Source organism: Rathayibacter sp. AY2B3 (assembly GCF_002931755.1).
Taxonomy (GTDB): Bacteria; Actinomycetota; Actinomycetes; order Actinomycetales; family Microbacteriaceae; genus Rathayibacter.
The window spans coordinates 19,759-38,832 of the sequence record NZ_PSUG01000038.1; the positions used below are offsets into that span (position 1 = coordinate 19,759).

Below are 19,074 nucleotides of genomic sequence, written 5' to 3' on the forward strand. Positions count from 1 at the left end.
GGATCACACCACCAGACGAGGCTGACTGCGGACTGTGTCGGACAGGCGCAGCAGCACCGCCACGATCATCCAGTTCGCCACGAGGGAGGAGCCGCCGGCGGCGAGGAACGGCGTGGTCAGGCCGGTCAGCGGGATGACGCGGGTGACGCCTCCGATGACGATGAAGCACTGCAGGGCGATCACGAACGAGAGGCCGACTCCCAGGAGGCGCCCGAAGTCGTCCTGCCCGGCGAAGCCGATGCGGAACCCGCGCGAGACCAGCAGGAGGTAGAGGCCGAAGATCGCGAACAGCCCGGCGAGACCCAGCTCCTCGCCGAGGCTGGCGATGATGTAGTCGGACTGCGGGACCGGCGTGAGGTCCGGCATCCCCTGGCCGAGGCCCGTGCCGAGGAGCCCGCCGTGCGCGAGGCCGAAGAGGCCCTGCACGAGCTGGTAGCTGCCGCCCGGATCCGCCCCGTAGCGCTCGGCGCTGAAGGGCTCGAGCCAGTTCGCGAAGCGGTTGCCGACGTAGTCGAGCGTCTGGCTCGCCAGGAGCGCACCGCCGAGGAACAGGCCGACGCCGATGAGGACCCAGCTGGTGCGGCCGGTCGCGACGTAGAGCATGACCAGGAACAGGCCGAAGTAGAGCAGCGCCGTCCCGAGGTCGCGCTGGAAGACGATGACGCCCATCGTGACGGCCCAGACCACCAGGATCGGGCCGAGGTCGCGCAGGCGCGGGAAGCGCATCCCGAGGACGGTGCGGCCCACCATCGAGAGGGAGTCGCGGTTGCGCACGAGGTAGCCGGCGAAGAAGACCGCGAGGGCGATCTTGGCGATCTCGCCGGGCTGGAAGCTCGCCACGTCGCCGATCCCGATCCAGACGCGCGCACCGCTGACCTCGCGGCCGATGAAGGGCAGGAGCGGCAGCAGGAGCAGCACGATCGCCGCGAACCCGGCGACGTAGGTGTAGCGGAACAGCACGCGGTGGTTGCGGATGACCAGCAGCACCACGATCGCCGCCACGACGGCCAGGGCGCTCCAGAAGATCTGCCGCACCGCCACCGACTCCCAGCCGGTCGCGCCGTCGGCGATGTCGATCCGGTAGATCTCGGCGACGCCCAGGCCGTTCAGCACGGTGGCGATCGGGAGGAGGAAGGGGTCGGCGGCCGGAGCCGCGAACCGCAGCACGACGTGCACGGCGAGCACGAGCGCCGAGAGGCCGGCGCCCAGCGAGACCAGCGTGGTGTCGATCGAGCCGAGGGCGCCGAGCTGCACGAGCACGATCGCGCCGGCGTCGATCAGGCAGGCGCCGATCAGGAGCAGGAGCTCGAGATTGCGCAGCTTCTGGCGGAAGAAGCCCTGCCGCTCGGGGGCGGGGCGGGCGGTGGCCGTGGCGGCGTCCGTCATGGTGCTCCGTTCGCGTCCGTGAGGCGCTCGACGATGTCGACCGCGCCGGCGTAGGAGTCGGCGCTGATCGTCTGCTCCAGCTGCTCCACGTCGTAGGCGCGGAGGGAGTCGAGCGGGATGCCCGTGTCCTCCTTCACCTCCGAGAGCGAGAGCGGGCCGACCGACTGCTGGATGCCCTGATAGATGATCACGGTGTCCCCGTCGGTGCCGACGTAGAAGCGCGACTGCGTCCAGTCGTAGGCGAAGAGGATCCCGAGGAAGCCGATGATGAGCACGAGGGACAGGCCGACGAGCCAGGTGACGCGGCGGCGCAGGTGCCGGCGGCGGTCCTCCTCGATCAGCTCGTCGAGGTAGTCCTCGGATGCGGGCTCGAAGTGGGTGGGGCCCTGCGCGGCGGGAGCGCGGGGGTGCAGGCGGAGGCCGGGGATCCGGACGCGGTTCTGGGAGTCGTCGGTGCTGAAGGGCGTGGGCGCGGCGGCGGATCCGACGACCACCGGCTCCTCCACGGGGGCGAGGATCCGGGCGGTGTCGCCCGCCCCGGGGATGTCGAGGACGACGACGGTGACGTTGTCGGGGGCGCCGTGCGAGAGGCTGTCGCGGATCAGGCGGTCGGCCACCTGCTGCGCGGTCTCGTCGCGGCTGAGCTCCTTGAGGATCTCGTCGTGCGGGACGACGCCGGAGAGGCCGTCGGAGCAGATCAGCCAGCGGTCGTGCGGCTCGGTCTCGAGCGTCAGCGTGTCGATCTCGGGATTGGTGTGCACGTCGCCGAGGACCCGCATCAGGACGGAGCGGCGCGGGTGCGTCATCGCCTCCTCCTCCGTGATGCGGCCGGAGTCGACCAGGCGCTGCACGAAGGTGTGGTCGGTCGTGACCTGCTCGAGCCTGCCGTCGCGGAGGACGTAGATGCGGGAGTCGCCGATGTGCGCGATCGCCACGGACTCGCCGACGCGGGCGATCGCGCTGACGGTGGTGCCCATGCCGGTGAGCTCGGGGTGGTCGACCACGGCGTCGGCCAGCAGGGTGTTGGCCGCGAGCAGGGTGCGCTTGAGCTCGTCCTCGGCCTCGTAGGTGGAGGCGTAGACGCGGTCGGCCTCCGCGATGCGCTTGATCGCGATGGAGGAGGCGACGTCGCCGCCCGCGTGGCCGCCCATGCCGTCGGCGACGACGAAGAGCTGCCGGCCCGCGTAGCCGGAGTCCTGGTTGTTGGAGCGGATCCTGCCGACGTGCGAGACGGCGGCGCTCTCGCGCACCGCGCCGTGGCCGGAGCCGCTCTCCGGAGTGGGGGCCACGCGCTACGACCGCCGCAGTTCGAAGGTGGTGGTGCCGACCTTCACGGGCGTGTCCAGCGGCACCTTGGTGGGCGCGCCGACACGGCGGCCGTCGAGGAAGGTGCCGTTGGTGGAGTCGAGGTCCTGGATCATCCACTCGTCGTTCCAGAGGAGCAGGCGCGCGTGGTGGGTCGAGGTGTAGTCGTCGCGGATGACCAGCGTCGACTCGGCGGAGCGGCCGATCGTCAGCGGGTCGCCGGTCAGCTCGAGCTCGGTGCCCCGCTTGGGGCCCGAGGTGATCACGAGGCGCTGCGCCGTGTGGACCGTGGCCGCGCCTCCCTGCTCGGCGCGCTCGGCGGCGGCCTCGCGGCTCCTCCGGGCCGAGGGGGCCGACGGGGAGGCGGGCTGCGCGGGCGCGGGAGCCGGGGCGGCCGCGGCGACCACGGGCTGGGCCGCCGTCACGAACGGGGCCTCGGGCGACGCGGCCTGCGCGCCGGGCGGCAGCTTGCGCACGCGCTGCCCGAACAGGTCGGAGCGCAGCGCGTAGACGATGCCGAACACGAAGAACCACAGCAGCGCGAGGAACGCGATGCGCAGGAGGAAGAGAGTGAGCTCGCTCATAGCCGGTCGTCCCAGAATCCCTCGGAGCCGCGTCCGGCTGCCCTGCCGGACGACGGGCGGTCGGAGCGTGCGGGCGCGGAGCCCTGCACGACGCGGTAGACGATCGAGGTGCGCCCGATCGTGATGGTCTGCTCGGGGGCCAGGGGCGCCTGCGTGACGGGCCGGCCGTCGAGGGTGGAGCCGTTCGTGGACCCGAGGTCGTGCACCTGGGCGCGGGAGCCGTCCCAGAGGATCTCGACGTGCTTGCGGGACGTGCCCGAGTCGTCGACGGTGATGTCGGCGTCGCTGCCGCGGCCGATGACGGTGCGCGCCCTGGTGATCGGGTGGCGTCGGCCGTCGATGTCGAGGACGGGCGTGTAGGCGACGGTGCCCTTCACGCTGCGGGAGTCGACCTCGACCATGCCGTCGCTGAGCGCCGGATCGACGGCGAGCGAGATGTCGATCGGGCCGGGGAAGCGGAACCCCTGCTTGGTGGCGTGCTCGGTGGCGACCGTGGTGAGCTCGTCGATCAGCGTGGCGCCGAGGCGCTGCATCCGGTCGAGGTCGGTCGCGGACATCCGCAGGACGAGGCTGTTGGGGACGAGGATGCGGTCGCGGCTGACCACGGCGGCGCTGGTGTCGAGCTCCCGGCGGAGGGCGGAGGCGAGCTCGACCGGCTGCAGACCCGACTTGAAGGTCCGCGCGAACGCGCCGTTGACGACGCGCTCGAGTCCCTTCTCGAAGTTGTCCAGTATGCCCACAGTCTTCCGATCTTCCGGTTCTTCGCCTTCTCGGCGGTCGCGCACGGATCGAGATGTCTGCGCGCCCGTCGCCGCTTCCTCGTCTTGGTCTGCGCCGCGCACGGCTACGGGCATGTTACTGGGATGGTCTGGATGCGCGATCCTCCGCAGTGGTTTCGCGGCCGGAGAGCCGTGTGCGCGCTCTCTCCGCGGCGGCCCGGTGCCCGCTCCCGGGGGAGCGTCGGCCCGGGGCGGCGGGTGCCGGTTCGGCTCCGGGGCCGGGGGATGCTACGATTTCTCGTCGGCGCTTCGGTGCCGCTGGTGAGCGCGAGTGGCGGAATAGGCAGACGCGCACGGTTCAGGTCCGTGTGCCCGAAAGGGCGTGGGGGTTCAACTCCCCCCTCGCGCACCAGATGACGAGCCCCCGATCGGATGTCCGGTCGGGGGCTTCGTCGTGTCGGGGGCGGGGCCGCCTGCCGTCCGGCCTGCCGGGGTCGGTGCGATGTGCAGGGGATCCGCGCGCGGGAGCGCTCTCCTCCGGTCGATCGGGGACGGAAGACGCGGATCTCCTGCAGATCGCACCGGAGCCCGCGGTCAGCGGCGAGTGAGCTCCACGACGGGGATCGTGCGGGTGGTGCGCTTCTCGTAGTCGAGGAAGCCGGCGGAGGCGGTGGTGAAGCGGGCCCAGCCGGCGTCGCGCTCCTCCCCGGTGAGGACGCGGGCCCGGACGTCGACCGTGCCGTCGTCGGGGGTCTCGATCGCCAGGTCCGGGTGGGCGACCAGGTTGTGGAACCAGGCGGGGTGCTTCGGCGCGCCCGCCGCGGACGCGGCGAGCAGCCAGACGTCGTCGGAGGGGTGCAGCGCCATCAGCGGAGTCACGCGCTCCTCCCCGGAGCGGGCGCCGCGGTGGTGCACCAGCACGAGGCTCCTCCCGAAGCCGCCCGTGGTCACGGTCCCGCCGTTCGCGCGGAACTCCTCGATGATCGTGTCGTTCCAGTCGGCCATGCTCGTCCTCCTCGACGCGGTGCCGGCACTCGAGTGCCGGGGTCAGGCGCGGGCGCCCAGGGCGTCCTCGCGGCTGCTGCTCCCACCCGGCGGCTGCGCGCCCCCGGTGACGGCGGCGGGATCCGCCAGCGCCCGCCGCCAGGGTAGCTCCGCGGCGCCGACGAGTTCCAGCCTGGAGCGCAGAGCCGCGCGCTCGATCCGCACGCCGCGCGCGAGGTCGCTCAGGGCGCGGGCGGACACGCGAGCGGCGAGGCGCTCGCGGTCGACGGTGAGCAGCGAGCCGAGGAAGCCGCCGAGCACGACCGCGGTGGGGTTGAAGAGGTTGATGTAGGTGGACAAGCCCTCCGAGAGCAGGTCGACCTGGCGGGCGACCTCGCCCAGGACGGCGGGGTCGCGGGAGGTGCCCAGGGCGATGTCGAGCTCGTCCTGGTCGAGGACGCGGGCGCCGAGGACGTCGAGGAGGGAGCGCATCCGGACCTCGGCCTCGAGGCAGCCGCGCCGGCCGCAGCCGCAGAGGCGGCCGTTCGTGACGACGAGGGTGTGGCCCAGCTCGGCCGCGAACCCCGAGGAGCCCTGGAGCGGGACGCCGCCGATGATGACTCCTCCGCCGATGCCGCCGGCGCCGCCGGTGACGTAGACGACGTCGGCCACGCCGTGCGCGGCTCCGAAGAGGGACTCGCCGATGGCGCCGAGGGTCGCGTCGTTGCCGACGGCGACCGGGAGGTCGAGGGCCCGGCTCAGCTGGGTGGCGAGGTCGACGTCGCGCCAGCCCAGGTGCGGGGCGCGGTGGACGAAGCCGGAGTCGGCCTGGACCAGGCCGGGGACGGCGACGCCCGCGCCGACCAGCGTGCGCAGCGTCTCCCGCTCGGACCGGAAGCCCTCGACGATCCCGGTGACGACGCGGACCACCGTGGCGGGGCTCGCGGGCTTCGGGGTGTCGAAGCGGACGCGGCGCAGCAGCTCGCCGTGCAGGCCGACCAGGCCGACGATGATCGCGTCGGTGTCGAGGTGGACGCCGACGGCGGCGAACCGGTCGCCGGGGACGACGGTGGCGCTGGGGCGGCCGATGCGGCCGTCGGGCGCGGTGGTCTCCTCCGAGACCCAGCCGAGCTCGCTCAGCTCGCCGACGAGGTTCGCGACGGCGGAGCGGTTCAGCCCGGTGAGGCGGCCGAGCTCGGCGCGGCTGGTGGGCCCGGAGCGGTGCACCAGCGTCGCGAGACTCGCCAGGTTCGTGCGGCGCAGCAGCGCGTTGCTGGAGGCTCCGACTGCTCCTGTCATGATCGCGCCTGTCTGTCGCTGGACCCGGACGGGTCTCGGATGCACTCGGGCGCGGCCTCCCGAAGGAAAGCCGCGCCCGAGAACTGTAGAAGAAAGGACCGCGAGCGTCCCCCCGACTTCGCTCAGCGGCCGGAGCCGGCCCGCCCGCCCCTCCGCTCGCTGCCCGGAGCCGCGTGCTGCGCGCCCGCCACCCTGCGAGGTTCCGAACGTCTCGCTGGAGGTTGCGGTCTCGCTAGCGGCCGCCGGCGCGGCGCTTGTTGAAGATGTCGAACGCCACCGCGAGCAGGAGCACGAAGCCCTTGATCGCCATCTGCCAGGCCGCGTCGACCGAGAGGATGGACAGGCCCATGTTGAGCACGCCCATCACGAGTCCGCCGATGACGGCTCCGACGACGGTGCCCACGCCTCCCTGGACGGCGGCGCCGCCGATGAAGACCGCGGCGATCGCGTCCAGCTCGTAGTTCTGTCCGGCCGAGGCGACCGCACCGCCGGCACGGGCGGTGCTGACGATGCCCGCGACTCCGGCCAGTGCGCCCATGTTGACGAAGATGAAGAAGTTGACCCACTTCGTCTTGACGCCGGACATCATCGCGGCGAACAGGTTGCCGCCCATCGCGTAGATGTGGCGGCCGAAGACCGTCCGGCCGAGCACGAAGCTGTAGGCGAGGATCAGCACGGCGAGCACGATCAGGATGATCGGGGTCCCGCTGTAGCCGGCGAGCAGCCAGGCCAGAGCCATGATCGCGATGACGGCGATGGCCGACTTCGCGACCAGCGAGCCGATGGGCTCGCGGGGCAGCTCGAGGCGGCGGAGAGTCGCGCGGCTGCGGAGCTGCTGGGCCACGAGCACGGCGCAGACGATCAGGCCGAGGACCAGGGTGAGCGCGTCGCGCCCGGCGATGCCTCCGAGGACGCCCGGCAGCCAGCCGGCGCCGATCGCGGTGAACTCGGTGGGGAGGCCGTTGATCGTTCCGCCGGTGAGGAGGACGAGGGTGAAGCCGCGGAAGATCAGCATGCCCGCGAGGGTCACGATGAACGCCGGTATGCCGACGAAGGCGACCCAGAAGCCCTGCCAGGCTCCGACGGCGGCGCCGGTGACGAGGGCGACGATGACGGCCGCCCACCAGGGCAGGCCCCAGTTGTTCATCGCGATCGCCGAGATGGCGCCGACCATCGCCACGACCGAGCCGACCGAGAGGTCGATGTGGCCGGCGATGATCACCATCACCATGCCGATCGCGAGGATCAGCACGTAGGCGTTCTGCTGGATCAGGTTGTTGACGTTGCCGGGCAGGAGCAGGCGCCCGCCGGTCAGCACCTGGAAGAGCAGGATGATGATGGCCAGCGCGGCGAGGATGCCGTACTGCCGGAGGTTGATGGTCAGCCGGCGCGAGCGCTTGGGCGGGGTGGAGGGCGTGTCGGCGGGTGTCCCTGCCGGAGCTGTGGTGGTCGTGGCGCTCATCGGGCCTGTTCCTTTCCGGCGGTCATGTAGTGCATGAGGTGCTCCTGGGTGGCGTCGGCGCGATCGATCTCGCCCGTGATCCGTCCCTCGGAGATGGTGTAGATGCGGTCGGCGAGGCCGATCAGCTCGGGCAGCTCGGACGAGATGACGACGACCGCCTTGCCCTGGGCCGCGAGCTCGTTGATGATCCCGTAGATCTCGTACTTGGCTCCCACGTCGATGCCGCGGGTGGGCTCGTCGAGGATCAGCACGTCGGGACCGGAGAAGATCCACTTCGAGAGGACGACCTTCTGCTGGTTGCCGCCGGAGAGCTTCCCCGTGACGGCCGAGACGGTCGGCGCCTTGATGTTCATCTTCGAGCGGTACGAGTCGGCGACCTTGTACTCGCGGTGCTTGTCGATCACGCCGAGCCGGGCCAGGCGCGAGAGCGCGGCGGCCGAGACGTTGACGGTGATGTCGCCGATGAGGTTGAGCCCGTAGCGCTTGCGGTCCTCGGTCGCGTAGGCGAGGCCGTTGCGGATCGCCTCGTCGACGGTGCGGGTCTGGATCTCCTCGCCGTCCTTGAAGACACGGCCGGAGATGCCGGTGCCGTAGCTCCTCCCGAAGATGCTCATCGCGAGCTCGGTGCGGCCGGCGCCCATCAGGCCCGCGAAGCCGACGATCTCGCCGGCGCGGACGGTGAAGGAGGCGTCGTCGACGACCACGCGGTCGATGTCGACCGGGTGGTGGACCGTCCAGTTCTCGACGCGCAGCTTCTCCTCGCCGATCTGCGGGTCGCGCGGCGGGAACATGCTGTTGAGGTCGCGGCCGACCATCGCGCGGATGATCCGGCTCTCGGACGCCTCCTCGCCGGCCATCGGGAAGCTCTCGATGGTGCGGCCGTCGCGGATGATCGTGACGGTGTCCGCGATGGCGCGGATCTCCTTCAGCTTGTGGCTGATGATGATGCAGGTGATGCCCTGCTTGCGGAGCTGGTCGATCAGGCCCAGCAGGTGGTCGCTGTCCTCGTCGTTGAGGGCGGCGGTGGGCTCGTCGAGGATGAGGAGCTTCACCTCCTTGGCGAGGGCCTTGGCGATCTCGACGAGCTGCTGCTTGCCGACGCCGAGCTCGAGGATCTTGGTCGCGGGGCTCTCGGCGAGGCCGACGCGGGCGAGCAGCTTCGCCGCCTCCGCGTTGGTCGCGTTCCAGTTGATGACGCCGCGGGTCGACTTCTCGTTGCCGAGGAAGATGTTCTCGGCGATGGAGAGGTAGGGGCTGAGGGCGAGCTCCTGGTGGATGATCACGATGCCGTCGGCCTCGCTGTCGTTGATCGACCGGTACTGCGCCTCCTCGCCCTCGAACTCGATGGTGCCCTCGAAGCTGCCGTACGGGTAGACGCCGGAGAGGACTTTCATCAGGGTCGACTTGCCGGCGCCGTTCTCGCCGCAGATGGCGTGGACCTCGCCGGGCTGGACCGAGAGCGAGACGCCGTCGAGAGCGCGGACGCCGCCGCCGAACTCCTTGACGATGTCGCGCATGATGAGGATGGGACTGGCCAACAGGGCCTCACTTCGTTGGGGGGAGTGGTGTGCGGACGGGGAGGCGGGGGCGGGGAGGACCGCTCCTCCCCGCCCCGCCCGACGGATCAGAGTCCGACGTCGCCGGCCTTGAGGAAGCCGGAGTCGACGAGGACCGACTGCACGTCGTCCTTCGTGACGACCTGCGGCTCCAGCAGGTAGGACGGGACGACCTTCTCGCCGTTGTCGTAGGTCTCGGTGTCGTTGACCTCGGGCTCCTCGCCCGCGACGATCGACTGCACCATCTGGAAGACGCGGTCGCCGAGGGTGCGGGTGTCCTTCCAGACCGTCATGGACTGCTCGTCGGCGAGGATCGCCTTGACGTTGGCCTTGTCGGCGTCCTGGCCGGTGATGACCGGGTAGTCGGCGCCGGGGGTGTAGCCGGCCGACTTCAGCGAGGCCTCGATGCCGATGGCCAGGCTGTCGTTGGGGGAGAGCACGACGTCGACCTTCTGGCCGCCGGTGTAGAAGGAGGAGAGGCGGTTGTCCATCTCGGACTGCGCCTTGTCGGAGGCCCAGCCCTGGATGCCGATCGAGGCCCAGTCGTCGTCCGAGGCGGGCGACTTGCCCGAGGGGACGGTGAGCTTGCCGCTCTCGATGTAGGGCTGCAGGACGTCCCACGCGCCGGAGAAGAAGAACTTCGCGTTGTTGTCGTCGGGGCTGCCGGCGAAGGGCTCGAGGGTGAAGGGGCCCGCGGCGTTCTTCAGGTCGAGGGTCGACTCGATGTACTGGCCCTGGAGCTGGCCGACCTTGTAGTTGTCGAAGGTCGCGTAGTAGTCGACGTCCGCGGTGCCGTTGATGAGACGGTCGTAGGCGATGACGGTGGCGTTCTGCTTCTTCGCCTCGGCGAGGACGGGCGCGAGCGCCTCGCCGTCGATCGCGGCGATGACCAGGATCTTGGAGCCGCCGGCGATCTGGTTCTGGATCTGCGAGATCTGCTGATCGGTCTTGTTGTCGGCGTACTGGAGGTCGACGGTGCAGTCCTCGCCCTCGAGCTGCTTCTGCAGGCCTTCGCCGTCGTTGATCCAGCGCTCGAGGCTGCGGGTCGGCATCGAGATGCCGACGGAGCAGTCGCCTTCCGCGCCGGCGCCGGCAGCGGCGCCTCCGGAGTTGGCGGGGCTCGCGGAACAGGCCGCGAGGCCGAGGGAGATGATGCCGGCGGCGGCCAGCGTGGTGATGCCGCGGGAGAACTTCATGGAGTGCATTCCTCTCTGAAAGCAGTGTCCGAGGGAGAGGACGGCGCGAGGCGTGCACGTGTGGAGCACGCCGTCGTGTCGTCGCCCAGGAGAGCGGGAGAGCCCCGAGGGGCTTTGTCCACGGAGAGAACATATTCCTTCGATCGGAGGGAGTAAAGCGCGAGTCGCGAATTTGTCCAGGCGATGCCTAAATGTGATCTTCGGTCCGCTGATCCGCGCCGTTGCTGGGGGAGAACGCTCTCAGTGCTGCCGGGCGGGCGTCTCGAGTCGCCTCGACGGCGCGCCGGCAGCCGTCGCGTCAGGGAATCGCGAGGACTCGGGGCGGGGCCGTAGGGGAACCGTGAGGACGGCTCCGAGCGGCTCCCGGGGGGTGTTGCATCACATCCTGTGCCGCTTCCCGGCAGGCGTCCGGTCCCGGGCGTCGTCCGCTCCCCGGATGGAGTCCTCCGTGCTCGACCTCGCCTACCTCCTCGGCGTGCTCGCCCTCTTCTCGCTCATCGCTCTCGCCGCGAAGGGGGTCGAGCGGCTGGGCGGACCGCCCCCCTCGGCGACCCGCGGGACCCGCGAGAAGGAGGCGGGCCGGTGATCGTCTTCGACGCCCTCGCGGCCGTGCTGGCGCTCGCCGCCGTCGTCTACCTCCTCGCGGCCCTGATCCGACCGGAGCGCTTCTGATGGATCCGCTCCTCGCCGTCCTCCAGGTCGCGACCGTCGGCCTGGCCGTCGCCCTCCTCCACCGCCCCCTCGGCGACCACATGTTCCGCGTCTACACCTCCACGCACGACCTCGCGATCGAGCGCGGCGTCTACCGCCTCATCGGCGTCGACTCCGCGGGCGAGCAGAGCTGGCGCGCCTACCTCCGCGCCGTGCTGGCCTTCTCGCTCGTCGGCGTGCTCCTGCTCTACGGGATGCAGCGCCTCCAAGCGGTCCTGCCCGGCTCCCTCGGGCTGCCCGCGGTGCCCGAGGGGCTCGCGTTCAACACCGCCGTCTCGTTCGTCACCAACACCAACTGGCAGTCCTACTCGCCGGAGGCGACCCTCGGCTTCGCGGTGCAGCTCGGCGGCCTCGCCGTGCAGAACTTCGTCTCGGCGGCCGTGGGCCTCGCGGTGGCGGTGGCGCTGATCCGCGGATTCGCGCGCCGCTCCTCGGGCACGCTCGGCAACTTCTGGGTCGACCTCGTGCGCGGCACTCTGCGCCTCCTGCTGCCCCTCGCGGTGGTGGCCGCGGTCGTGATGATCGCGGGCGGCGTGATCCAGAACCTGAACGGCCCGCTGACGGTGACCACGCTCACCGGCGGCGAGCAGAGCATCCCGGGCGGCGCGGTGGCCTCGCAGGAGGCGATCAAGCTGCTCGGCACCAACGGCGGCGGCTACTTCAACGCCAACTCCGCGCACCCGTTCGAGAACCCCTCGGCGTGGGTGTCGCTGCTGCAGATCGTGCTGATCCTCGCGATCCCGTTCTCGCTGCCGCGCACCTTCGGCCGGATGGTCGGGGACGTGCGGCAGGGGCGCGCGATCCTCGCGGCGATGGCGACGATCTTCGTCGTGTCGCTCGCAGCCCTCACCGCACTGGAGGCGGCCGGCGGCGGATCCGCGGCGCAGGCCGCCGGAGCGGCGATGGAGGGCAAGGAGACGCGCTTCGGCATCGCCGGCTCCGCCCTCTACGCGACCGCCTCGACCCTCACCTCGACCGGCGCCGTCAACGCGATGCACGACTCCTTCACCGCGCTCGGCGGCATGCTGCCGATGCTCAACATGATGCTCGGCGAGGTCGCCCCCGGCGGCGTCGGCTCGGGCCTCTACGGGATGCTCGTGCTCGCGGTGCTGGCCGTGTTCGTCGGCGGCCTGCTGGTCGGCCGGACGCCCGAGTACCTGGGCAAGAAGCTCGGCCCGCGCGAGATCAAGCTCGCGAGCCTCTACATCCTCGTGACGCCGACGCTCGTGCTGGCCGGCACGGCCCTGAGCTTCGCGATCCCGGCGGTGCGGGAGGACGTGGAGAGCACGTCGATCCTGAACCCCGGGCTGCACGGGCTCTCGGAGGTGCTCTACGCCTTCACCTCCGCGGCCAACAACAACGGCTCGGCGTTCGCCGGGCTGACGGCGAACACGCCCTGGCTGAACACGGCGCTCGGCGTCGCGATGCTCCTCGGCCGCTTCCTCCCGATCCTGCTGGTGCTCGCCCTGGCCGGCTCGCTCGCGGCGCAGTCGCCGGTGCCCTCCAGCGCCGGCACGCTGCCCACCCACCGGCCGCAGTTCGTCGGCCTCCTCGTGGGCGTCACGGTCGTCGTGACCGCGCTCACCTACTTCCCCGTACTCGCGCTGGGCCCCCTGGCGGAAGGACTGCGACTCCGATGACCACTGCACTGACCGAGGCCCCCGCGGAACCCGCGCGCCCCACCCGCGCCGCCCTCGGGCCGCGCCAGCTCGCCGCCGCGCTCCCCGGAGCGCTGCGCAAGCTCGATCCGCGCCTGATGTGGCGCAGCCCCGTCATGTTCATCGTCGAGGTCGGCGCCGTGCTGACCACGCTGCTGGCGATCGCCGAGCCGTTCCTCGGCGGGCCGGAGGAGTCGGGCGGATCGACGGTGCCCGTCACCTTCACGGCCGGCATCGCGATCTGGCTCTGGCTCACCGTGGTGTTCGCGAACCTCGCGGAGTCGGTGGCCGAGGGCCGCGGCAAGGCGCAGGCCGAGAGCCTGCGCGCCACCCGCACCAGCACTCCGGCCCGGCGCGTGGCCGACTACGACCCGGCGGACCCCTCCGCCCTGTCGGCCCGCCTGGTCGAGGTCTCCTCGGCCGACCTGCAGCTGGGGGACGTGGTCGTGGCGGAGGCGGGCGACCTCGTGCCCGGCGACGGCGACATCGTCTGGGGCATCGCCTCCATCGACGAGTCGGCGATCACGGGCGAGTCGGCCCCGGTCGTCCGCGAGAGCGGGGGCGACCGCAGCGCGGTGACGGGCGGCACGCGAGTGCTCTCCGACCGGATCGTGGTGCGCATCACCTCCAGGCCGGGCGAGACCTTCGTCGACCGGATGATCGGCCTGGTCGAGGGCGCGTCGCGGCAGAAGACGCCGAACGAGATCGCGCTCGACATCCTCCTGGCGAGCCTCTCGATCGTGTTCGTCGTGGTCGTGCTGACCCTGAACCCGATCGCCTCGTTCGCGGGAGCCTCCGTGAGCGTCCCTGTGCTGGTCGCCCTGCTCGTCTGCCTCATCCCGACCACCATCGGCGCCCTCCTCTCGGCCATCGGCATCGCCGGCATGGACCGGCTCGTGCAGCGCAATGTGCTCGCGATGTCCGGTCGGGCCGTGGAGGCGGCGGGCGACGTCACGACGCTCCTGCTCGACAAGACGGGGACGATCACCTACGGCAACCGCCGCGCGGTGGCGTTCCTCCCGCTCGACGGGGTGGCGCAGGCCGCGCTCGTCGACGCGGCCGCCTCCTCCTCGCTCAGCGACCCGACGCCCGAGGGGAAGTCGATCGTCGACCTCGCGGGCGACTCGGGCCGCCCCGCCGTCGAGCCCGCTCAGGCCGCCGTGGTGCCGTTCACCGCGCAGACCCGGATGAGCGGGCTCGACCTCCCCGACGGCTCCTCCATCCGCAAGGGCGCCGGCTCGGCCGTGCGCGCCTGGGTGGAGGAGGAGGGGCCGCTCCCCTCCGCAGTCGCAGCGCGCCTCACGGTGCTCGTCGACGGCGTCTCGGAGAGCGGCGGCACGCCCCTCGTCGTCGCGGTGAAGGACGCCCACGGCGCCCGTCTGCTCGGCGTCGTGCACCTGAAGGACGTGGTGAAGGACGGGCTCGCCGAGCGCTTCTCGGAGCTGCGCGCGATGGGCATCCGCACCGTGATGATCACGGGCGACAACCCGCTGACCGCGAAGGCGATCGCGGCGGAGGCGGGAGTCGACGACTACCTCGCCGAGGCGACCCCCGAGGACAAGCTCGCCCTGATCCGGCGCGAGCAGGAGGGCGGCGCGCTGGTCGCGATGACCGGCGACGGCACCAACGACGCTCCGGCCCTCGCGCAGGCCGACGTGGGCGTGGCGATGAACACCGGCACCTCCGCGGCGAAGGAGGCGGGCAACATGGTCGACCTCGACTCCGACCCCACCAAGCTCATCGACATCGTGCGGATCGGGAAGCAGCTGCTGATCACCCGCGGGGCGCTCACCACGTTCTCGATCGCGAACGACGTGGCGAAGTACTTCGCGATCATCCCGGCGATGTTCGCGGGGGTCTTCCCCGGGCTCGCGGTGCTGAACGTGATGCAGCTGCACTCGCCGGCCTCGGCGATCCTCTCGGCGATCGTGTTCAACGCTCTGGTGATCGTCGTGCTGATCCCGCTCGCGCTGCGGGGAGTGGCGTACCGCCCGGTCGCCGCCTCGCGCATCCTCAGCCGCAACCTTCTGGTCTACGGGCTGGGCGGAGTGATCGCTCCGTTCCTCGGGATCAAGCTCGTCGACCTGATCGTCGCCGCGATCCCCGGCTTCTGACCCGCCCGTCCCGACCACCGAAGACAGAGAGAAGAGACCATGTTCCGTCCCTACGGTGTCGCGCTGCGCGCGATGATCGTGCTCACCGTGCTGCTGGGAGCGGCGTACCCGCTCGCGGTGCTCGGGATCGGGCAGCTCGCCCTGCCCGCCCAGGCGAACGGCTCGCTGCTGCGCCAGGACGGCGCGGTGATCGGCTCGTCGCTGATCGGCCAGTCGTTCACCGACGCCGACGGAGCGCCTCTGCCGGAGTGGTTCCAGTCGCGTCCCTCCGCCGCGGGATACGACGCCGCGGCCTCGACCGGCAGCAACCTCGGCCCCGAGAACGCCGACCTGGTCGCGTCCGTCGAGGAGCGCCGGGCCGCGATCGCCGCGTTCGAGGGCGTCGATCCGGCCGCGGTGCCGGCCGACGCGCTGACCGCCTCCGCCTCCGGGCTCGACCCCGCGATCAGCCCCGCCTACGCGCAGCTGCAGGCGCCCCGCGTCGCCGCCGCCCGCGGGCTCGGCGTCGGCGCCGTGCGCGCGCTGGTCGACGAGCACACCGCGGGCCGCGAGCTCGGGTACCTCGGCGAGCCGACGGTGGACGTGCTCGAGCTCAACGCCGCTCTCGCGCGGCTGTGACCGCTCCGGTGGCGCCTCCGGCTCGTAGAATCGCGATCGGCTCGTCGGGACCGTCCGATCGAGCGGATCGACGCCGGCCCCGCGAGCCCGGGACGCCCCGGAGCCGCGAGCACGAGGGGAGGCCGGGAGCATGACGAAGGGCCGCCTGCGCGTGCTCCTCGGAGCCGCGCCCGGAGTGGGCAAGACTTACACGATGCTCGAGGAGGGCCGCCGGCTCGCCGCCGAGGGCCGCGACGTCGTGGTGGCCGTGGTCGAGACGCACGGCCGCTCCGCCACCGCCGCGATGGTCGAGGGGCTCGAGGTCGTGCCGAGGCGGGCCGTCGAGCACCGCGGTGTGCTGCTCGACGAGATGGACCTCGACGCGGTGCTCGCCCGCCGGCCGGACGTCGCGCTGGTCGACGAGCTCGCGCACACCAACGCCCCCGGCTCCCGGCACGAGAAGCGCTGGGAGGACGTGCGGACGCTCCTCGACGCCGGCATCACCGTCTTCTCGACCGTGAACATCCAGCACATCGAGTCGCTCAACGACGTCGTGCACGCGATCACCGGAGCGCCGCAGCGCGAGACGATCCCGGACGCGGTCCTCCGCGCCGCCGACCAGATCGAGGTCGTCGACCTGGCGCCCCAGGCACTGCGCGACCGCCTCGCCGACGGCCGCGTCTACCCGCCCGAGCGGATCGACGCGGCACTGTCCAACTACTTCCGGCTCGGCAACCTGACCGCCCTGCGCGAGCTCGCGCTGCTCTGGCTCGCCGACGAGGTCGACAGCGCGCTGCGCGACTACCGCGTCGAGCACGGCATCGACAGCACCTGGGAGGCGCGCGAGCGCGTGGTCGTGACCCTCACCGGCGGGCCGGAGGGCGAGACCCTGCTGCGGCGCGGCGCGCGGATCGCGGCCCGCGCCTCCGGGGGCGACCTGCTCGCCGTGCACGTGGTGACCCCCGACGGGCTCCGCACCCCGCGGCCGCACGTGCTCGAGGCGCAGCGGGCGCTGGTGGAGAAGCTCGGCGGCAGCTACCACCAGGTGGTCGGCGAGGACGTGCCGCGGACGCTGGTCGAGTTCGCCCGCTCGGTGAACGCGACCCAGCTGGTGATCGGAGTGAGCAGGCGGAGCCGCCTCGCCTCGGCGCTCACGCCCGGCACGGCGTCGACGGTGATCCGCGAGTCCGGCAACATCGACGTGCACATCGTCAGCCACTCCGCCGCCGGGCGCACCGCGGTGCTGCCGAGGCTCGACGGGGCCCTGACGCTGCGGCGCCGCCTCCTGGGACTGGCCCTCGCCCTCGTGGGCGGCCCGCTGGTGACCTGGCTGCTCTCGAGCCTCCGCAGCGACGAGTCGATCACGAGCGACGTGCTCTCGTACCAGCTGCTGGTGGTGGTGGTCGCGCTGGTCGGCGGGCTCTGGCCGGCGCTGTTCGCGGCCGTGCTCTCGGGGCTGACCCTCGACTTCTTCTTCGTCGATCCGCTCTACACGATCACCGTCGACGAGCCTCTGCACGCGCTGGCGCTGGTGCTCTACGTGCTGAACGCAGCGCTGGTCAGCGCCGTGGTCGACCGCGCGGCCCGGCGGGCGCGGGCCGCCAAGCGGTCGGGGGCGGAGTCGGAGCTGCTGGCGACGATCGCGGGCGGCGTGATCCGCGGGCAGGGGGCGCTGCAGGCGATCCTCGAGCGCTCGCGCGAGGCGTTCGGGCTGACCGGCGTGCGGCTGCTGCGCGACGGCGAGGTCGTCGCCGCGGACGGCGAGCCGCAGCCGGAAGGGGATCCCGCGCGCATCGCGGTGGGCGAGGGCGCGGTGCTCGAGCTGCACGGCCGCGAGCTGGAGGGGAGCGAGCGGCGGCTGCTGCAGGTGGTCGCCGCGCAACTGGACTCGGTGCTCGAGAACGCGGCCCTCAGCGAGACGGCCAGCTCCCTCGCTCCGCTGGCCGAGACCGACCGGGTGCGCAGCGCCCTGCTGTCGGCGGTCAGCCACGATCTGCGCCGGCCCCTCGCCGCGGCCACCGCGGCGGTCAGCGGGCTGCGCTCGCCCGACGTGGTCTGGAGCGAGCGCGACCGGGAGGAGCTGCTCGCCACCGCCGACGAGAGCCTCACCGTGCTCGCCGCACTGGTCACCGACCTGCTGGACGTGACGCGGCTGGAGGCGGGAGCGCTCGCTGTGGCGCTCGCTCCGCTCGACGCCGCCGACGTGGTGCTCCCCGCGCTCGACGAGCTCGGGCTCGGTCCCGGCGAGGTCGACCTCGACCTCGATCCGGAGGGCCCGGCGCTGCTCGCCGACGCCGTGCTGCTGCAGCGCGTCGTGGTCAACCTGCTCGCGAACGCCGTCCGCTACGCACCCTCCGGGACCCGGGTGCGCGTGGCCGCCAGCGCCTTCGGCGGCAGCGCGCAGCTGCGGATCGTCGACCACGGCCCCGGAGTGCCGGAGGAGCGGAGGGCCGAGATCTTCGTGCCGTTCCAGCGGCTCGGCGACGACGACAACCTCACCGGACTGGGCCTGGGCCTCGCGCTCTCGAAGGGGTTCACGGAGGGGATGGGCGGCACGCTCGAGACGGAGGACACTCCGGGGGGCGGGCTGACGATGGTGGTGACGCTGCCGCTGGCGCCGGAGACTGCTGCCGGCGCTCCTGCTGCTCGCGTCGCTCCTGCTGCTCCTGCTGGCGTCGCTCCTGCTGCTCCTGCTGGCGTCGCTCCTGCTGCTCCGGCCGCTCCTGCAGCCCCGCACGACGGCGGGTCGGCCGCCGCCCCGCACGAGGACTCCGGAGGAGCCGCATGAAGATCCTGATCGCCGACGACGACCCGCAGATCCTGCGCGCCCTGCGCATCACGCTCACCGCCCGCGGATACGACGTGGTGACGGCCGGTGACGGCACCGAGGCGATCAACCGCGCGGTGGACGAGCATCCGGACCTCTACATGATCGACCTCGGCATGCCCCGGCTCGACGGGGTCGAGGTCATCCACGGGCTGCGCGGCTGGACGAGCGCGCCGATCCTGGTGGTGTCGGGGAGGACGGGCGCGGCCGACAAGGTGGGCGCGCTCGACGCGGGCGCCGACGACTACGTGACCAAGCCGTTCTCGATGGACGAGGTGCTCGCGCGCATCCGGGCCCTCTCGCGGCGGGTGCAGCCGGCCGACGGCGAGCCGCTGGTCGTGATCGGCGAGGTCACCGTGGACCTGGTGGCCAAGAGCGCGACGCGGGACGGCGCCTCCGTGCGGCTCACCCCGACGGAGTGGCAGGTGCTCGAGATCCTGATCCGCAACGCGGGCAAGCTGGTCACCCGCCGCTCGCTGCTGGCCGAGATCTGGGGACCCGCGCACGTCACCGACACCGGCTACCTCCGCCTCTACCTCGCGCAGCTGCGCAAGAAGCTGGAGCCCGACCCCGCGCATCCGCGCCTACCTGCCCTTCAACCGCCTCGCCGACGGCACCGTCCACGACTGGTGACCTGCGGCCGCCCCTCCTCCGCCGAGGGAACCCCGGACCGTCG

The 19,074-nt window shown here is 72.0% G+C and carries 16 protein-coding genes and 1 tRNA gene; 8 read left to right on the forward strand and 9 right to left on the reverse strand.

The features are described from left to right. Positions 1-3: 3 nt before the first annotated feature. From C5C24_RS12930 to C5C24_RS12945, 4 genes are read right to left on the reverse strand one after another with little or no spacing between them, the layout of a single operon-like run. On the reverse strand, positions 4-1,386 hold the full coding sequence (locus C5C24_RS12930) for an FtsW/RodA/SpoVE family cell cycle protein (protein ID WP_104225777.1): 1,383 nt from the start codon (positions 1,384-1,386) through the stop codon (positions 4-6). Continuing rightward, positions 1,383-2,675: a Stp1/IreP family PP2C-type Ser/Thr phosphatase gene (locus tag C5C24_RS12935; RefSeq protein WP_258065230.1), complete on the reverse strand. Its 1,293-nt coding sequence runs from the start codon at positions 2,673-2,675 to the stop codon at positions 1,383-1,385. The genes C5C24_RS12930 and C5C24_RS12935 overlap by 4 nt, the downstream gene beginning before the upstream one ends. A gap of 3 nt (positions 2,676-2,678) precedes the next feature. Continuing rightward, positions 2,679-3,275, reverse strand: coding sequence for an FHA domain-containing protein (locus tag C5C24_RS12940; protein ID WP_104225776.1), 597 nt, complete (start codon positions 3,273-3,275; stop codon positions 2,679-2,681). Further along, a complete protein-coding gene (locus C5C24_RS12945) occupies positions 3,272-4,015 on the reverse strand; it encodes a DUF3662 and FHA domain-containing protein (RefSeq protein ID WP_104275495.1) in 744 nt (247 codons plus the stop codon). The genes C5C24_RS12940 and C5C24_RS12945 overlap by 4 nt, the downstream gene beginning before the upstream one ends. Before the next feature lie 304 nt (positions 4,016-4,319). Here C5C24_RS12945 and C5C24_RS12950 point away from each other — a divergent pair. Then, positions 4,320-4,406: transfer RNA gene (locus C5C24_RS12950), tRNA-Leu, on the forward strand. Positions 4,407-4,588: 182 nt separating this feature from the next. Here the strand turns inward: C5C24_RS12950 and C5C24_RS12955 are convergent. The 5 genes from C5C24_RS12955 to chvE form a co-directional block, all read right to left on the reverse strand. Further along, entirely contained in the window at positions 4,589-4,999 is a 411-nt protein-coding gene (locus C5C24_RS12955; RefSeq protein ID WP_104281301.1) for a nitroreductase/quinone reductase family protein, read from the reverse strand. Between the two features lie 42 nt (positions 5,000-5,041). Continuing rightward, on the reverse strand, positions 5,042-6,277 hold the full coding sequence (locus C5C24_RS12960) for an ROK family transcriptional regulator (RefSeq protein ID WP_104305158.1): 1,236 nt from the start codon (positions 6,275-6,277) through the stop codon (positions 5,042-5,044). Positions 6,278-6,509: 232 nt separating this feature from the next. Then, positions 6,510-7,739, reverse strand: coding sequence for a multiple monosaccharide ABC transporter permease (gene mmsB / locus C5C24_RS12965; RefSeq protein ID WP_104305159.1), 1,230 nt, complete (start codon positions 7,737-7,739; stop codon positions 6,510-6,512). Further along, on the reverse strand, positions 7,736-9,256 hold the full coding sequence (gene mmsA / locus C5C24_RS12970; RefSeq protein ID WP_104275499.1) for a multiple monosaccharide ABC transporter ATP-binding protein: 1,521 nt from the start codon (positions 9,254-9,256) through the stop codon (positions 7,736-7,738). The genes mmsB and mmsA overlap by 4 nt, the downstream gene beginning before the upstream one ends. A 107-nt stretch (positions 9,257-9,363) precedes the next feature. Beyond that, positions 9,364-10,491: a multiple monosaccharide ABC transporter substrate-binding protein gene (chvE, locus tag C5C24_RS12975; RefSeq protein ID WP_374954069.1), complete on the reverse strand. Its 1,128-nt coding sequence runs from the start codon at positions 10,489-10,491 to the stop codon at positions 9,364-9,366. Positions 10,492-10,927: 436 nt separating this feature from the next. Between chvE and C5C24_RS18025 the strand changes: the two genes are divergently transcribed. The 7 genes from C5C24_RS18025 to C5C24_RS13005 all read left to right on the forward strand — a co-directional run. Then, positions 10,928-11,077 (forward strand): hypothetical protein, encoded by a 150-nt coding sequence (locus C5C24_RS18025; protein ID WP_167299012.1) that lies wholly within the window; start codon positions 10,928-10,930, stop codon positions 11,075-11,077. Further along, positions 11,074-11,163: a K(+)-transporting ATPase subunit F gene (gene kdpF / locus C5C24_RS12980; RefSeq protein ID WP_104275501.1), complete on the forward strand. Its 90-nt coding sequence runs from the start codon at positions 11,074-11,076 to the stop codon at positions 11,161-11,163. Before C5C24_RS18025 ends, kdpF begins: the two co-directional genes overlap by 4 nt. Continuing rightward, positions 11,163-12,842, forward strand: a complete 1,680-nt coding sequence (gene kdpA, locus C5C24_RS12985) for a potassium-transporting ATPase subunit KdpA (protein WP_104275502.1) — start codon at positions 11,163-11,165, stop codon at positions 12,840-12,842. The genes kdpF and kdpA overlap by 1 nt, the downstream gene beginning before the upstream one ends. Beyond that, a complete protein-coding gene (gene kdpB, locus C5C24_RS12990) occupies positions 12,839-14,974 on the forward strand; it encodes a potassium-transporting ATPase subunit KdpB (RefSeq protein ID WP_104305160.1) in 2,136 nt (711 codons plus the stop codon). The genes kdpA and kdpB overlap by 4 nt, the downstream gene beginning before the upstream one ends. Before the next feature lie 39 nt (positions 14,975-15,013). Further along, complete coding sequence (gene kdpC, locus C5C24_RS12995) at positions 15,014-15,592, forward strand: K(+)-transporting ATPase subunit C (protein ID WP_104305161.1); 579 nt, start codon at positions 15,014-15,016, stop codon at positions 15,590-15,592. Positions 15,593-15,722: 130 nt separating this feature from the next. Then, a complete protein-coding gene (locus tag C5C24_RS13000) occupies positions 15,723-18,359 on the forward strand; it encodes an ATP-binding protein (protein ID WP_104305162.1) in 2,637 nt (878 codons plus the stop codon). Beyond that, a partial coding sequence (locus C5C24_RS13005) for a response regulator transcription factor (RefSeq protein WP_104305163.1) occupies positions 18,356-19,074 on the forward strand: 719 nt, incomplete at its 3' end. The genes C5C24_RS13000 and C5C24_RS13005, both read left to right, overlap by 4 nt.

What these genes read in the sequence shown, in the direction of transcription:
- C5C24_RS12955 (WP_104281301.1), bottom strand. Translation starts at nt 4,999, where the DNA reads ATGGCCGACTGGAACGACACGATCATCGAGGAGTTCCGCGCGAACGGC.
- C5C24_RS12960 (WP_104305158.1), bottom strand. Translation starts at nt 6,277, where the DNA reads ATGACAGGAGCAGTCGGAGCCTCCAGCAACGCGCTGCTGCGCCGCACG.
- kdpC (WP_104305161.1), top strand. Translation starts at nt 15,014, where the DNA reads ATGTTCCGTCCCTACGGTGTCGCGCTGCGCGCGATGATCGTGCTCACC.
- C5C24_RS12930 (WP_104225777.1), bottom strand. Translation starts at nt 1,386, where the DNA reads ATGACGGACGCCGCCACGGCCACCGCCCGCCCCGCCCCCGAGCGGCAG.
- kdpA (WP_104275502.1), top strand. Translation starts at nt 11,163, where the DNA reads ATGGATCCGCTCCTCGCCGTCCTCCAGGTCGCGACCGTCGGCCTGGCC.
- mmsB (WP_104305159.1), bottom strand. Translation starts at nt 7,739, where the DNA reads ATGAGCGCCACGACCACCACAGCTCCGGCAGGGACACCCGCCGACACG.
- C5C24_RS12940 (WP_104225776.1), bottom strand. Translation starts at nt 3,275, where the DNA reads ATGAGCGAGCTCACTCTCTTCCTCCTGCGCATCGCGTTCCTCGCGCTG.
- kdpB (WP_104305160.1), top strand. Translation starts at nt 12,839, where the DNA reads ATGACCACTGCACTGACCGAGGCCCCCGCGGAACCCGCGCGCCCCACC.
- C5C24_RS18025 (WP_167299012.1), top strand. Translation starts at nt 10,928, where the DNA reads ATGGAGTCCTCCGTGCTCGACCTCGCCTACCTCCTCGGCGTGCTCGCC.
- mmsA (WP_104275499.1), bottom strand. Translation starts at nt 9,256, where the DNA reads ATGCGCGACATCGTCAAGGAGTTCGGCGGCGGCGTCCGCGCTCTCGAC.
- chvE (WP_374954069.1), bottom strand. Translation starts at nt 10,491, where the DNA reads ATGAAGTTCTCCCGCGGCATCACCACGCTGGCCGCCGCCGGCATCATC.
- C5C24_RS13000 (WP_104305162.1), top strand. Translation starts at nt 15,723, where the DNA reads ATGACGAAGGGCCGCCTGCGCGTGCTCCTCGGAGCCGCGCCCGGAGTG.